The following is a 14,028-nucleotide window of genomic DNA, read 5'->3' as shown; positions in this document are numbered from 1 at the left end:
CAAAAGCGACAACAGTGATCGTTTGGTTATCGACTATCGTCACAAGGGAGAAAGGAAATCGTTGAAGAATAAGTCTTTTAGCTCCCAGCTTGGAAGCTTCACCAACCATGGGTATAAGCGGAGGGTTTGGTTTACTGAGCCTGGTTGTAGCCTGCTCAAACGTATCGATCAGTTGGCCTCCAAGGCCGGGGACTTCCAATTCGTACCACGCAACGGCTTCGATCAACTCTTCGGTAGCTTCCGTGCTAACCTTTACCTTCAAAATCAGCTCCTTATCCGAGCCCTAGCACGTGCAATGGCTTCATCTGCATCCATGAGTTCTGTTTTGCCAGATTCAATGTCATTGATTCTACGGCAAATTTCAGAATCCCAGGCCTCTGCGACGCTAATATCGGCAGGGCCATCCAAACTTGCTACCAAATCATGCGCAAGTTTGGCTCGCTCTCGCTCAGACAGTGTCATAGCGGCGTTTGTAATACTTTCAAGTTGGGCTGTATCCATCGTATTTACCAAAAATAACAAAGCGGTAATGGTTAAATGATGCAGCAAAATACATCCCATAACAAGGCCAAGCACAGCGACAGCTTTTTCGCTGCGGCTTCACCTCCACTACAAAGCTGCGCGTGTTGGCGGCGTTAGCTGTTCGAGCTCCGGAAGGAATGAAATGTTGACAGAGGCCGTAAGATCATTAATTGAAGTTTTGAAGCTTGCTCCAAAATATTTGGTGGCTGTGGCTTTGATTGCTGGAGCGTTAATATTTCTTCCTGAAAGTTGGCTTCAGTTATTGGGTTTACAGGATATATCAACTCAATATAGAGCTTGGTTTGGGTTGGCATTTCTAGTTTCTGCTGGTATCTGTATTGTCGCCATAGCATCGTGGATTATTAATCGGGTTTTAAATATTTTTCGGCGGCGTCGTATTCAACGTTTTGTAATAGATAAACTTAACAACCTTACGGAAGATGAAAAGCAGATACTGCGGTATTACTTTGCGATAGGGACTAGGTCCAACACTCTCAAAGTCGATGACGGTGTGGTACAAGAATTAGTTGCCTGTAGAATTATTTACAGGTCTGCCCAGATTGGAAATATGCTGGAAGGTTTCTCTCACAATATTAGTGATTTTGCATGGGATTATATCCACTTAAACCCATCTGTCCTTCAAGGTTCAACAAATACTTACCGTACAGATAAGAGAGATAGGTTTTGGTAATTCCAAAGGCAGCTAACAAGCGGCTCAAATTCGCTCCGTTTCACTCCGCCGGACGTTCACTGCGTTCGCGCCGTTTAGCCGAGTGTTAGGCAGTCAGAAGCCGAGTTCAGATGATAAACGTCCCACAACATCCATTTCGAGTATCAGAGATTGATGAAAATGATCCCTTTGTAGTGAATGCGTTAAAAAAACATAAACACTATGATCCGTGTTGGTGTGGATCAGGCAAGAAATACAAGAAGTGCCACATGCATAGGGAGCAAGAAAAACCCTTTACTTTAGGAAAACTTAGAAAGCTTCAAAGAGACGTTTTCTGGCGCAAACGCGGTTGCATGTACCCCAAATCGTCACCGTCAGCTTGTAACGGAAAAATCATTGATTCTCACACGATTCAGCGGAAAGGGCCTTTATCAAAAATCGTCGATGAAGCAGGTCATGTAATGCACTTCGAGTCAAGCAGTGACAGTCCAGGACTAGAGGCTCAAAGCATCGGATGGAGAAAGGCATCTACTTTTCCCGGATACTGTAGCCGCCATGATTCCGAGCTAGTCGGTCCGATTGAAAGGATGGCATTTGATGGACAGCATGAGCACAGTGTATTGCATGCCTTCAGGAATGTATGCAATGAAATCTATAGAAAACAGGCTCTTATTGAATCCCTACGTTTCCAAAAGGGTATACTTGACCGAGGACGAGATTTAGATCGCCAGATAGATATCCAATACAGTTGTAATGCGAATATTAAGGCGCATAGCAAGTCTCTAGCAGAGACCGAGAGCTTGAGAGCTTACATTGAAAGAGGCATTGTTGACGGTAATTACGACGCTTTTGAGAGCGCCTGCTTTATGTTTGAGGGTGATATATCTGTTGTAAGTTCCAGCGTGTTTCAGTGCGAGTTTGATTTTGAAGGAAACAAACTAGTCGATATGTGGGACTTGAGTATCGATGCCGAGCTACTGTCACACAGCATCGTCAACACTGAGAACGGAGGGGCGATAGTTTTCGTCTGGCAGAAGGGTGGTACTCATGCCAAAAGAGTAGTTGAGAGCTTTAGAAACATCCCTGATGATGAGAAGGGTGATGTATTTGTTCAGTACTGCTTTGTAAACTGTGAGAACACCTATTTCTCTGCAAGCTGGTGGGAAAGCTTAAATCCGAAGCAGAGAGCGCAAATTACAAGCTATGCTCGTGCCCTCTATTATGAAGGCGGCGCTTTTACTGCAAACAAGAAAAGGCTTGTTGGCTGGAATTTCACATGACATCCAAGAATGCTTGCTTTTTCAAACAAAGGCCTAACAAACAGTTCCAAGGTGACCAAAGTACACCGTCATACCTTTTGCAAAAAAACGCAAAAGCCAAGCCAGTGTACTTTAACACTTGAACATGGGCGTTATGCACTACTCACCCTGTTGATGTCGTAGGAATCAAGATTCAAGTTTAATGAAGCAGAAACCTGACAGTTCAAAGCAAGCGATAGCCCTGATTAAGTTTTTCAGCGAGGAAGAACACTATTTGTCATTCAAAAGGGGCTGCTCTTTACTAAGGACGCCACATTTCTATCGAAAGCATGAAGATATTGGAAGGGGTGATAAAAACGAATCGTGCGTGGGTTACTGGGACAAGGGGCTAGGGGACACAATGCCTACCATTGAAGTTGATGGTCAGCGGATTGATTCCAAGGATTCGGAAAGCATTCTGATATACCCAGCGCATGAGCAAAAAGACGCATGGTTGCAATCTTGGTCCGTGTTAGGGCCTCACAATTGTTTTGAACAGTCACTGGAGCGAATGTTGGAGGAATTCGGTACTTACTTTGTGCTCTTGCCTGCAAAGAAAATCCGTGCGTACGTAAAATTGTTGAGCAAGGCTAGCGATTCTCAGGTTCGTTATGGATTTGTTCAGTATTCTAGCAACCCATTGGATCGTTCGCTTACGGTTAAGGATATTAGTTTTTCCTATCAGAAAGAGTTTCGATTCTATGTCGGAGAGTGTCGTAAAGATGAAATCGAGTCCAAAACGCTTCAGCTGAAAGGGCTTGGTAAAATGCTCCTTGAAGCCGCCTCGCTGAAACTTACAAGCCCTTCCGGTGAGATTAGATATTGCTCTCTAGGTCGGAAGGAAGTGGTGACTGCTTAATTATGGGTGCCTGTATGCATCATCCAAAGGATAGGCCGTGCATAACAATCAATTGCACGCGACCAGCAGAGCTGGCGCGTGAATACGGGCGTTATGAGAGGGGTAAATGGATAACTATTTAATATATGTGGGCGTAGCAATAGCGACAATTCTATTGCCTGGACCCGCAGTTATGTTAACTATAAACAATTCTATTCAGAGAGGGTTGTTTAAGTCACTTTCTGGGATATTTGGTATAGCATTAGCAATATTGCTTGTAGCAGTTATTTCCGCTACAAGTTTAGGTATTATTTTGGCAAGCTCCATAATGGCTTTCACAGTAGTGAAAATAATTGGTGCTGTATATTTAATATACCTCGGTATAAAAATGTGGCGTACAAAAGAGGCTAGCGGAGCACGCTCTAGTCTTCGGGAAGTCTCTTTTTTAAAATGCTTCATTGAGGGTTTTCTAGTTTCAATTTCAAATCCAAAAGGCATCATTTTCTTTATGTCTATATTTCCCCAATTTATTGACTTATCTCAAGAGTATAATTCACAATTTATTTTATTGGCGGTGACTTTTAGCGTGCTAGTAATAGTTATTCATACAGCCTATGCACTTTTTTCCTCTTTTGCTAGATCCAAACTTTCCTCTTCAAGAGGTAGTGTGGCTTTAAATAAAGTTAGTGGGGTAGTGTTCGTTAGTTTTGGTATTGGTTTAGCCTCTTCGAGCAGGTAAATTTTCGTAACAAGTGCAAGCAAGGGAAGCGTTATAAAGCAGGAGCCTATGACTAGCATTTCGTTAGCGAGTGACCATGCGGGCTTTGAGTATAAAGAAGCCATCAAGTCTCATCTAGAAACCAAAGGGATTCATGTTGAAGATTTTGGTACCTACTCGACAGACCCCGTAGACTACCCTGATTTCGTTAAGGGGGCTGCGCAGGCAGTTGCTAATGGTCAATGTTTGCTCGGCATTATTCTTGGAGGAAGTGGGAATGAAGCGATTGTTGCCAATCGGCTACCCGGAATCCGATGTGCAGTAGTCTGGAACATAAATACGGCTCAGCTTTCAAAAGAGCATGGTAATTGCAATATGATTGCTATTGGCCAACGGATGATGTCTGAAGCTAAAGCCATTGCAGTCGTTGATACTTGGCTCTCTTCTGAGTTTAAAGGCGGCAGGCATCAAAGAAGGATTGACAAGATAGATGGTTAGAAAAATCCGGGGACTTCATAACAATCGCAAGCAGTTCGGCGCTATGCGCCCGGACGAAACTTCACCCTATATAGTAGACATCTAACCCCCGTAGTTCTGGCGAGCTGGATGCTATCAAGCTGGTCAAGTACTCTCTCCCCCCTACGGGGCGAGAACCTTTCTGCCCTGGAAACGGACGGTACAATTAAAGTAACTCATGGCCCTGAACCTTGGGTTACGTTCAGAGAAAATCTGATCGAGCAAATCTGAGTGCAAGACAGGATGCTGTGGTTAATGTTATGGGATAATGGGAAGACCAAAGGGGACACTCACAACTTGGTTGTTTCGCACATACACTTCTGACACTATTAAGTTGTTACGTTGTGAGTGTCCCGAAGAATTCAAATATAAAACTAATAAGAGGGTATCGGACATGGGTTTATTGACAATTATCACGCGCACGCTGCCACTCTCGGCGCTGGTAATCAGTGCCTGTACAGCTGTAGATCCGGCTCCCACCATCACCCAAACGCAACTCGACCTTTTGTTAAGAGACGAGCTCTTTCCGCTTGACGACAAGCGCATTGAATACGCCCCGGAAGATTTTCTGCAATTACCCGCCGAATACCGCGCCGAGTTGGATCGGCTGGTATTGCCTATCGAAGACGAGTTTGAACGCTACCGCCGCTTGCGCCGCTGGATGTATCGACAATTTGAAGAATTCGAGTTCGATGTGTCTGAAACCTACTCAATAAGTGATCTCTCGGCCAATCGAAAAATCAACTGCCTTTCTTTTTCAACCATGTTCGTTGCTGCCGCCCGTTACGCACAAGTTGATGCAAAATTTCAACTTGTATCGGCGCCGCCCTACTGGGATAGCGCGAACAGTACCTGGATTAATAATCAGCACATCAATGTCACTGGCATTATTGAGATTGATCCCTCAACTGTCGGTTACGGGGCACCACAATCGAGCATCTCCTTCTTCGATAGTAGCTTGGGTACTGTGAACCAGTTAGGTGGTGTGACTGCAGGTACTGCTGAAAAGCCTTCAGCGACGCGCCGTTATACGATGGATATTAGTCCTGCCGTCATCAGCTCTCAGTCTCGCCACGACAGGCTTGATGACTACCAGGTATTATCTTTGTACTACAGTAACAAGGCGATTCAAGCGCTGCTGGATGACGACCTGAATTTAACGTATGCCTATACGCGCGAAGCGCTGCGCACAGATGCAGATTCTGTCGTGGCATGGACTAACCTGGGTGTGGTTTATTCTCGAAAGGGGCAGTTGAAATTGGCAGAAGAAGCCTATAACAACGCCTTACTTCTGGATGGCGATGCTCACTCGGCCCAAAGTAATCTGGCCAGTATCTATCATCGTCAGGGAAGAACGGAAGAAGCCGCGACACTGGAAGCCAGCGTCGCCGAGCTCAAGGCCCAGAACCCTTATTATCACCAGCTGTTAGCTGACACCGACATGGACGCCGGAGACATCGAGCAGGCTATTGGGCATCTCGAAGACGCCGTAGCGCTGAAGCACAATGAATTCTTGTTTTATCACAAGTTAGCGATTGCCCATCAACGCTTGGGCAACGCCGAGCAGGTGATGGAAAATCTGGTCAAGGCCAGGCGCCATTCACGTGGCGAAGACCGCTCCAGATTCAGCGGGAAACTGCAAGCATTGCGCGATCTTGCCGCGAATTAACGCTACCAGGGACGCACGCTCCCTTCCGGTCACTCGCACTGCGTGCGTGGTCTCCGCTGCGCTTCGACCCCTTCAGACAGCCACTCGCGGAACTGCCCTTGCCATTCGCTAGTAGCTATCGTCTAATCACAACATGGTTTTCGACGGTGATCTCCCTGCAGAGGACTTTCACCTCATTAGTTCTTGCCCATGCTTGGCGTACTCAAGGAGATTACCTATGACGGATCGCGTGACAACAACACAAGTACAGATTTCAACACGTCACACGGCTGCCAAATACGTCCAGACAAGCGCCGGACTAAAACGCAGCATCAAATCCTTGCTGGCCTGTGTGCTCAGCTTCTCTTTTCTGTCCACACTCTCTATCCTCCCCATGCAGGCATTGGCGCAGTTCGAATCTGATACTGTTCCCCCTGAGCAGATTGAACATTGGTTACAGGGAATGTCGGTGCAACTGATTTACCCCGAGACCATTGAGGCGGGACAGACCTTTGTTCTTCATGCCCATGTGCACAATGGCAATGACCAGAGTGTACGAGTGAGTATAGGCGAGCGGCAGAACGACACTGATGTCTATGCCCTGCAGCGCTGCCACATTGCCTGCGGCACGCAAACGATTGCGCCCGGGCAGTCGCGCTACATCACGGTTGGCCAGATGTACTACGCCGATGCAACGCTGAAGCACATGCCCAGTGTGACGATAGAGCCTGTGCTCTCCGTGATGCCAACGGATAAGGGAGTCAAGCTGCCTACGCCAAACAGAGCTTTGGATAGTGTTTCCGTTGCCGTCAATAACCCATCAGATCTTCCTGCGCCCAATGCGGCGCTCTTCCCGGTGCCGGAACGCCAGCCGCTGGTCCTGGCGGATCTGCGCGAACCTGAGGATCAACTGCTTGTGCGCGATCCCAATACCGGCTATGACTGGATACGCCTGCATGTGAGCGCCGGCCTGCGCCTGGAAGACGCATTGCATGCGCTGGCAACCGAGGATTATCTGCAGGGATTCCAGCTGGCACGAGCATCCCAGGTCGAACAATTGTTGCTGAACTACCTGCACGCACAGGGACAGGCGGCTCAAGCGCTGAGCGTTCGCGGACCTGCTGCGGATCATGAGTTTGGCGCGCCGCTTGCCGAGTTTGTGCGGTTACTGTCTCCCGGCATTACAGATACAATACTGGCCATGCGGGGTGTCACGGCCGATGAGCCTTACACCTGGGACACCAACTTGCCAGCGGTTGGCTCAGCCAGAGTCTACGGATATGAAGGGCCGCCGCAGACCGGCACATTCAAACAAAGCACCGGTTTTTCAAAAGGCAGATATCCTGTGGTTGATAACGAAGGCGGCGCGATGGAGATGCCCGGCTTCTGGTTGGTACGCGGCGCGCCAGAGCTGCAACGGGCCGAAGACAGGGCCAGCTATCTGGACGACAAACTGGTCGTCCCGGCATTGAAGATCGGTGACAGTCACTATCGCGCCGTACTCGTCAATGTAGACAGTCGGCTGGGCATGTTCCGGGCGACCAGCCTGACCGAACTCCCAGCAATTGACGGTACGCAGGTGATGAGTGCCCCATCATTCTTCGACGAAAGCAGCGGGCTGCTGACATTACCTGACCTCGTATTGATGCAGGCTGACGGTACTGAATCGACTGCCAGCGCAATATTTCGCCTGATGCCGCAGACGGAGCCACCCGCTTTCGAACTGATCAGTTTTGAATAGCGGGCGGTACGGTATTAATGTATCCATTTGGGTGCGATCTGCCATCTACTCACTCATCTGAACCCTGGATATCTAAAATGAACCGATTACAGTCAAAGACCTTCGCGATTGCTCGTGATGTCAGAGCCAAGTCACTACACTTGATGATATTGGCGTGTGCGCTACTTATCGGCTCCTCCCCCGCAACGGCACAGGACTATGAAGAGTGGAGCGCTGAGGTGCGGACCTCGTTGAGCTTTCGTGTCAGTGAAGCGGCCATCCTTCCTTTGCTACCGCCAGGTTGGAGCGTCAGGCCCATTGCCGATGCGCCGGGCAAGGTGAATATTTCGCTGACATTCATGGACCGCTATCTGATTCTCGACGCACAAGGCGAACAAGTTCGCACGGGCGCCAGTCGTTATATGGTGATATCCACACAAGCGAGCAACGAAGAGAGCGGACTGTCTGGTGTGATGATTATCAACGGCATTTCGCCTGAAGGTACTGGCGCATACGAGGTATATCAGCCCGCATTGATTGCCCGAACAGAGCGTTCCCATTCAGGGTTGGGTGAAGAGAGTGCAAGCAGCGCCGAGACCTGGGAGTTTGCTGCTGAAAGCGGAGACAGAGTGCTGCTGAATCTGCGCTATCGCTCAGCGCCTCCGGTACGCAGACAAACTTCCATCGTCATCCGCTCCGGGCTGCGACCCGACTTCACACGCACCTACCACATAGACCAGGCATCCGATCGCCTGGGCATTCCCGGTAGCCCCGACAGCCGCATCGAATCCGTATCGTTCACTGCCGAAGGGCCGCTGTTCTCTGCCATTTTCGATGGCACCGAAGTGCTTACCGGGGTCACGTCGACCCCTTGGTATAACCGTGAGATATTTATTCCGTAAGTGTGAGCAAGCCCCGACGAACCGATGTCGTCGGGGCCACTCTCTTACCTAATATCACGGTTACAGATAACGCTTACATGTTCCAGCTGAACTGTGTTATCGGTTGGATAGATAACGACAAAACCTGCCACGTACACGTTTAGTCAATGCCTCGCCAGCGTCAATATAGCCATAGCTGCGATGCAAGTGGGTAAGAAACCATTTCACCCCGAATTAGCTATTTCGGCCTATTTGGGGACAAAACGTATCTGTTCTGCCAAACGTACCAGCTCATTATAATGCTCGGCCACAAGCGCTTTAGCCTTGCTTCGACTGGCATTCCATGTGCGCCAGTCATTTTTTTCATCTTCTATTCTCTCACCACCGTAACGGGTGATTAACTCATACGCCACGATGAATTGCTGATATGAAGGTAAGTGATGAATTCGCTCAAGTAGAGGAGGGACCGCATCGGCGCCAAGCCTTGTTAAATACCTGATGTCGATGGATTGTTCCTGGCTACTTGTGATGGCTTTACTCAAGTTAACACGCGTCACTATTGCCGCCGGGTTTGCCAGCCCCAACAGGATCACGGTGGCGATGCCAGAGGCGAACATACCAAAAGCAAACCCGATTCCCCCTGATCGCAAGAGCGTCGCGATAAAAGAGACTAGATTACCTGCCAGCCATAGCATAATGGCTGCGGCCAATACTCTGCTTAATGTCAATCCAAATGTTTCGCTGTACAGGTACAAACGTTGCGCTGCCGAAGCCATAATGAATAGGACACAAACAACCAGTACGACCGCCATCGGACGAAATATCCGTTGATTGCACTGCGTCGAGGACATCCACAGCAGCACTACCAGGGTGAGAAGTGACACCGCAATGAGTTCAAAAAATCCTCGCCTGGCATAAGTCGCCAGAGTCAGACCATCGACTTGTTCAATCGTCTCTCGACCGCCAAACAGATAGCCAAATTGCAACAAGACAAAAACCAAAAATAATATAACAAGTGACCCCATGATGACGGCAATCTCTTCATCACCCAGCGACCTAAGAAAATTCATTCTATTTTTCAGAGGCCGTGATTGCAGCCCGGATTGATTTGACAGCTCGGGCATGGTGCACAGCAGTAATCCGGCGGAGAAAACACTCATCAATACGATACTCAGTACATGTTGCGGGAGCTCGACTGATATCAGATCACCTAACGCCAGGGTATAGCGCTCAAAGTTTGCATCGGCAGATGAAAACAGCAACGTAAACACAACCAACAATGGCGCCACAATGAGCAAGCCTCTTAATACCCCCTTCAGCCGGGGACTATGAGCCATTTCAAAAAATGGCAAATCCCCAATCAGCCTGAAAAATCGCGTCACCATTTGCACAGGCAAGGCAAACAAGGCGATTAGAAATTCTTCTACCCGGGCAGCAATTAATGTTTTTTTGTTGGCCTGCATAAGAACGGCGCTAGCGCAGGCTACCTGCACCAGCAGGACAAGAGGGATCAGTGCTTCTGCATCACGAATAGTAAGCAGCAAAGAAACCGCGAAGGCGATACCTGACCAAGTGAGAAGTTTTCTTAGCCAGACACGCCCACCGTGGCGATTGATGAAGAGAGCAAACAAGCTCAGCAGTGCAACCCAGATACTTCCCGATACATTCCACGGGCCTTCAGGGGAGAAAAGAAAATCTCCCACACTCCCCAGAATGAGGGCAACTGCAACGATCGTTAACATCATGTTTGTTTTCAGGTGCATAATGGGTCCTTTTACAGAAAAGCACTTTGCGTTACAAAGTGAATGTGCAAAAAAATATCAAGGCGCTTTCATGGCTGCTATAAGCGCTTCCATGTGTTTGATATATTTGTCTAACGCGGCGCGGCCTGCCTCTGTCAGGCTATAATCCGTACGCGGCAGGCGGCCCTCAAAACTTTTACTGCAAACTATATATCCGGCATCTTCGAGCTTCCGGGCATGAGCACTGAGATTTCCGTCAGAGATCGATAACAGGGACTTCAGGTCATTGAACGTTAACCTGGGGTGCGCTGCCAGGGTGCTAACCAAAGCAAGACGGGTCCGCTCGTGAATCAGTTTATCCAGGTCGGTGGCTGAATCTACTTGCTTGGACGCTTTTGCGCGCTTGGTGTTCACCGAGGAAGTGTCCGCAGAAGCCTTGGACGATGCCGCATTAGCCGCCATGGTACCTCCAAATAATAATGCCAAAAACCAGGTGTAGTGCGCCCATGCCAAGAGCCAGCATGAGATCACCCGACACTGGTGTTAATAATGTGATCGCCCCTAGCAGCAGGAACAGTGCTCCCATCACCGGCAGAATGGCAACTGAGCGCAAGCCTGCGGTCATGACAGCTGCGCCATAAATGCTAAGCCAGATCCCGGGCAGTAATGAAACATGACCCTGGAGCAGAAATGACACGGTTATCAGCCCGCCTGCCAGCATTGTCGGGATGAACACGAACAAGAGTTTGCGGCCACTTGGCGATAGAAAAGAGGTGCCTTGCTTAACGCCTTTGAAAGCACTAAGACCAAAGGCAATGACGCCCGCCACCACCAGTTCAAGCATCCAGATCGCCAGCCAACTCGCTTCATTCGCTTGCTTCGAGGCTAACCATGAGGCCAAAAATGCCGTCGAGCCCGCAATAACATAGCCAAGCCCGGAGACACCTGTATAGGTAGTCGCACTTTCCATGGTTGTGCGGATAAAACGCAGGTTATCTTCTGCATGCTCATGCAAGAAGGCAGGTGTCGAGGCTGACTTGGATTGGTTCATCATGATGCATAGCATCTGACAAACGAACATTCCCGTCAAGTACTTTGCGTTAAAAAGTAAAGCATATAAAGGTTCATTTGCACAGGCCCCTCCCGAGGGGCCTGTGTCACGACGGTCAGACAGTTACATGTTCCAGCTGAACTTGGCACCGTAAGTACGTGGCATGCCCCAGACACCATAGCCCCAGTCACTGCCCAGAGTATTCTGGTAGGTGTAGTACTCTTTATCGGCAAGGTTTCTGACGAAGGCCTCTACCACATAGTCGCCAGTCATCGAATGCCAGCTGACCTTGGCATTGCCCAGGCCATACGCGTCCTGCTTCGAGTAGGGATCATTTTCGATCTGCAGGAAGTGATCCCCCTGCCAGGTGTAGTCGGCCTGCAAGGCCAGCTCACCGGCATCGCCGAGACCGATGTAGTAGCGCGCCACCAGGTTGGTGTTAGTAGACGGTGCTGAGGGCAGTTCATTACCATCCAGGGTGTAGGTATCACCGGCAACGTTGAACACCTGACTGGAGCTGAATTCGGTATCGAGCAGACCCAGTCCGGCGATAAGTTCGAAGTTGTCAGTCACCCGCGCCGTGAATTCCAGTTCCGCGCCCACACCAGTCACATCACCAGCATTGGTAATCACACTGCCAGTTTCCACAGTCAGGAACACCTGTGCCTGGTAGTCTTCAATATCGTAGCGATAGGCCGACGCGTTCAGACGGAAGCGTCCATCTGCCCACGCGGTTTTCAGGCCGACTTCGTAGTTGATGGCGTCTTCTGATGTCACCGGCGCCAGGGCCGCCTCTGACGCATTGTAGCTGCCAGAGAAGCCACCACTCTTGAAGCCGGTGGAGATGTTGGCATACACCAGCGTGCCTTCGCGTGGGCGCCAGTCCAGGCCGATGCGCCCGGTCAATGCGCTTTCGGACAGATCACCCGTGCCTTCGACCCGGGGTGTGTAGAAGCTGACGGGAGAGCGCTGCGAGAAGTCTCGCTCCTCTTCGGTATAGCGAGCCCCAAAGATACCCGTCAACTGCGGGGTGAGGTCATATTCATACTGACCGAACAGGGCCCAGGACTCACTTTTCAGTGACACGTATTCTTCGTGGAAATAGCCACCGAAAACACCCGCGTCAGCGGTAGTCGGCGCCTGGGTAATCAGTCCGCGATCGTCCTTGTACAGGTACAGGCCCGTGACCCAGTTACTGTCCAGGCCGCTGCCGTTGAGTCGCAGTTCCTGGGTGTACTGTTCGGCATCAACAGCGTACTGCTCATCAAACCATACCACCTCGGTGCCATCGCCATCGTCCTGCAGGAATTTGTCGAGCTCTTCGTAGGCAGTTACCGATGTAAACGTAATATCGTCGCTCAGGTCCATCGTGTAGCGGCCGGAGACACCGAACGTATCAATCGTGGTATTCAGGCCTTCACTGGCGCCAGTGGCCACATGCTCTGGATCATATTGACCATTCACCGCCTCTGCGCCGGTGAATCCAAAGGTGTTACTGCTGCATTCGCCATTCTGGATTCGGCTCACCGAGCAGGTCTGGCTCAGATCATCAGGGTCCAGGTACCCCATATGGGAGAAACCTACCGATGCCTGATCAGCCTCGCTGCCATGAACATTCAGCAGGAACATACCAGTGCGGCCGACATCGAACTCCAGCTGACCACGGTAGCCCATACTGTCGGTCTCGTTCAGTTTGCGACCATCCACGGGATTGGTCTGCCAGCCATCATTCTTGGTGCGCTTCACAGCCAGGCGGCCACGTACGCCATCGACCAGCGGCCCGCTGACAGCACCCTGGGCAATGGTCTCACCGTAGTTGCCCACACTGGCGCTGAATTTGCCCTCGAAGGTCTCGGTGGGCTTGCGTGACACATAATGCACCAGGCCCCCTGTGGTGTTGCGTCCGTAAATCGTGCCCTGTGGCCCGCGCAACACTTCGACCCGCTCAAGGTCGAACAACTGGATGGCCGAGCCAGCCGGGTTGCCACGATAGACATCATCGACATAGATCGAAACCGGCGACTCCCAGGAGTCGGAGAAATTCACCAGACTGATACCACGCAGGCTGACTGATGGACTGGAGGCTTCACCAAAAATGGCGAAGAAACTCATGTTGGGTACCTGCTGGGTGATATCGAGCCCTTCCTCGAAACCCATCCGGTCAATGGCGTCTCCAGAGAAAGCACTGACCGCAACAGAGACATCCTGCATGTTCTGTTCGCGTTTCTGCGCTGTGACGGTTACTTCCTCTATGACCGATTGCTGCGCCTGTGCGCTAACGGCAGCGGAGGCTACCGCCAGGGCAAGCAGGGATTTTTTGAGGGGCGCGCGCGGGTGATTTGGCCCGTTGGCCGCGGAGGCAGAGTTAGTTGAGGTGGCACGATTGCCTGTCAGGTTCATTATTGTCTCCTTCCGTGTACTGGA

General features: G+C 50.2%; 14 protein-coding genes. 8 read left to right on the top strand and 6 right to left on the bottom strand.

Annotation, left to right across the window (positions count from 1 at the left end):
* Both PSCS_RS12495 and PSCS_RS12490 read right to left on the bottom strand, forming a co-directional pair.
* Window positions 1-262, bottom strand: a 262-nt coding sequence (locus tag PSCS_RS12495; RefSeq protein ID WP_068810602.1) for a hypothetical protein, incomplete at its 3' end; no start/stop codon positions are given.
* A gap of 2 nt (window positions 263-264) precedes the next feature.
* Entirely contained in the window at window positions 265-561 is a 297-nt protein-coding gene (locus tag PSCS_RS12490; protein WP_082866404.1) for an addiction module protein, read from the bottom strand.
* A 103-nt stretch (window positions 562-664) separates the two neighbouring features.
* Here PSCS_RS12490 and PSCS_RS12485 point away from each other — a divergent pair, with 103 nt between their 5' ends.
* The 8 genes from PSCS_RS12485 to PSCS_RS12450 all read left to right on the top strand — a co-directional run bounded on the left by PSCS_RS12485 (window position 665) and on the right by PSCS_RS12450 (window position 8,832).
* Entirely contained in the window at window positions 665-1,213 is a 549-nt protein-coding gene (locus PSCS_RS12485; RefSeq protein ID WP_068812436.1) for a superinfection exclusion B family protein, read from the top strand.
* A 110-nt stretch (window positions 1,214-1,323) separates the two neighbouring features.
* Complete coding sequence (locus tag PSCS_RS12480; RefSeq protein WP_068812435.1) at window positions 1,324-2,472, top strand: SEC-C metal-binding domain-containing protein; 1,149 nt, start codon at window positions 1,324-1,326, stop codon at window positions 2,470-2,472.
* A gap of 181 nt (window positions 2,473-2,653) precedes the next feature.
* The gene (locus PSCS_RS12475; protein WP_068812434.1) at window positions 2,654-3,349 is read left to right on the top strand and encodes a hypothetical protein; all 696 of its coding nucleotides are present in this window, start codon (window positions 2,654-2,656) and stop codon (window positions 3,347-3,349) included.
* A gap of 106 nt (window positions 3,350-3,455) precedes the next feature.
* A complete protein-coding gene (locus tag PSCS_RS15660; protein ID WP_082866671.1) occupies window positions 3,456-4,067 on the top strand; it encodes a LysE family translocator in 612 nt (203 codons plus the stop codon).
* Window positions 4,068-4,115: 48 nt separating this feature from the next.
* Window positions 4,116-4,544: an RpiB/LacA/LacB family sugar-phosphate isomerase gene (locus tag PSCS_RS12465; protein ID WP_068812432.1), complete on the top strand. Its 429-nt coding sequence runs from the start codon at window positions 4,116-4,118 to the stop codon at window positions 4,542-4,544.
* Window positions 4,545-4,956: 412 nt separating this feature from the next.
* Window positions 4,957-6,231, top strand: coding sequence for a tetratricopeptide repeat protein (locus tag PSCS_RS12460; protein ID WP_068812431.1), 1,275 nt, complete (start codon window positions 4,957-4,959; stop codon window positions 6,229-6,231).
* A 217-nt stretch (window positions 6,232-6,448) separates the two neighbouring features.
* Window positions 6,449-7,951 carry a hypothetical protein gene (locus PSCS_RS12455; protein WP_068812430.1) on the top strand — a complete coding sequence of 501 codons (1,503 nt, stop codon included), beginning with the start codon at window positions 6,449-6,451 and terminating at the stop codon, window positions 7,949-7,951.
* A gap of 77 nt (window positions 7,952-8,028) precedes the next feature.
* On the top strand, window positions 8,029-8,832 hold the full coding sequence (locus PSCS_RS12450; protein WP_068812429.1) for a hypothetical protein: 804 nt from the start codon (window positions 8,029-8,031) through the stop codon (window positions 8,830-8,832).
* A 227-nt stretch (window positions 8,833-9,059) separates the two neighbouring features.
* On the opposite strand, the gene PSCS_RS12445 is transcribed toward PSCS_RS12450, so the two are convergent.
* The 4 genes from PSCS_RS12445 to PSCS_RS12430 all read right to left on the bottom strand — a co-directional run bounded on the left by PSCS_RS12445 (window position 9,060) and on the right by PSCS_RS12430 (window position 14,004).
* A complete protein-coding gene (locus PSCS_RS12445; RefSeq protein WP_068812428.1) occupies window positions 9,060-10,574 on the bottom strand; it encodes a DUF4153 domain-containing protein in 1,515 nt (504 codons plus the stop codon).
* Between the two features lie 57 nt (window positions 10,575-10,631).
* Entirely contained in the window at window positions 10,632-11,015 is a 384-nt protein-coding gene (locus PSCS_RS12440; protein ID WP_082866669.1) for a winged helix-turn-helix domain-containing protein, read from the bottom strand.
* Complete coding sequence (locus PSCS_RS12435) at window positions 11,005-11,607, bottom strand: hypothetical protein (protein WP_082866668.1); 603 nt, start codon at window positions 11,605-11,607, stop codon at window positions 11,005-11,007. The genes PSCS_RS12440 and PSCS_RS12435 overlap by 11 nt, the downstream gene beginning before the upstream one ends.
* 120 nt (window positions 11,608-11,727) lie before the next feature.
* On the bottom strand, window positions 11,728-14,004 hold the full coding sequence (locus tag PSCS_RS12430) for a TonB-dependent receptor (protein ID WP_068812427.1): 2,277 nt from the start codon (window positions 14,002-14,004) through the stop codon (window positions 11,728-11,730).
* Window positions 14,005-14,028: the final 24 nt, after the last annotated feature.

Source organism: Pseudohongiella nitratireducens (assembly GCF_001642735.1).
Classification (GTDB): Bacteria; Pseudomonadota; Gammaproteobacteria; order Pseudomonadales; family Pseudohongiellaceae; genus Pseudohongiella; species Pseudohongiella nitratireducens.
This window is presented reverse-complemented; position numbering and strand designations above follow the sequence as displayed.

Excerpts from the sequence above, each read along its gene's own strand:
- PSCS_RS12490 (WP_082866404.1), bottom strand. The coding sequence starts at position 561 with ATGGGATGTATTTTGCTGCATCATTTAACCATTACCGCTTTGTTATTT.
- PSCS_RS12485 (WP_068812436.1), top strand. The coding sequence starts at position 665 with ATGTTGACAGAGGCCGTAAGATCATTAATTGAAGTTTTGAAGCTTGCT.
- PSCS_RS12480 (WP_068812435.1), top strand. The coding sequence starts at position 1,324 with ATGATAAACGTCCCACAACATCCATTTCGAGTATCAGAGATTGATGAA.
- PSCS_RS12475 (WP_068812434.1), top strand. The coding sequence starts at position 2,654 with ATGAAGCAGAAACCTGACAGTTCAAAGCAAGCGATAGCCCTGATTAAG.
- PSCS_RS15660 (WP_082866671.1), top strand. The coding sequence starts at position 3,456 with ATGGATAACTATTTAATATATGTGGGCGTAGCAATAGCGACAATTCTA.
- PSCS_RS12465 (WP_068812432.1), top strand. The coding sequence starts at position 4,116 with ATGACTAGCATTTCGTTAGCGAGTGACCATGCGGGCTTTGAGTATAAA.
- PSCS_RS12460 (WP_068812431.1), top strand. The coding sequence starts at position 4,957 with ATGGGTTTATTGACAATTATCACGCGCACGCTGCCACTCTCGGCGCTG.
- PSCS_RS12455 (WP_068812430.1), top strand. The coding sequence starts at position 6,449 with ATGACGGATCGCGTGACAACAACACAAGTACAGATTTCAACACGTCAC.
- PSCS_RS12450 (WP_068812429.1), top strand. The coding sequence starts at position 8,029 with ATGAACCGATTACAGTCAAAGACCTTCGCGATTGCTCGTGATGTCAGA.
- PSCS_RS12445 (WP_068812428.1), bottom strand. The coding sequence starts at position 10,574 with ATGCACCTGAAAACAAACATGATGTTAACGATCGTTGCAGTTGCCCTC.
- PSCS_RS12440 (WP_082866669.1), bottom strand. The coding sequence starts at position 11,015 with ATGGCGGCTAATGCGGCATCGTCCAAGGCTTCTGCGGACACTTCCTCG.
- PSCS_RS12435 (WP_082866668.1), bottom strand. The coding sequence starts at position 11,607 with ATGATGAACCAATCCAAGTCAGCCTCGACACCTGCCTTCTTGCATGAG.
- PSCS_RS12430 (WP_068812427.1), bottom strand. The coding sequence starts at position 14,004 with ATGAACCTGACAGGCAATCGTGCCACCTCAACTAACTCTGCCTCCGCG.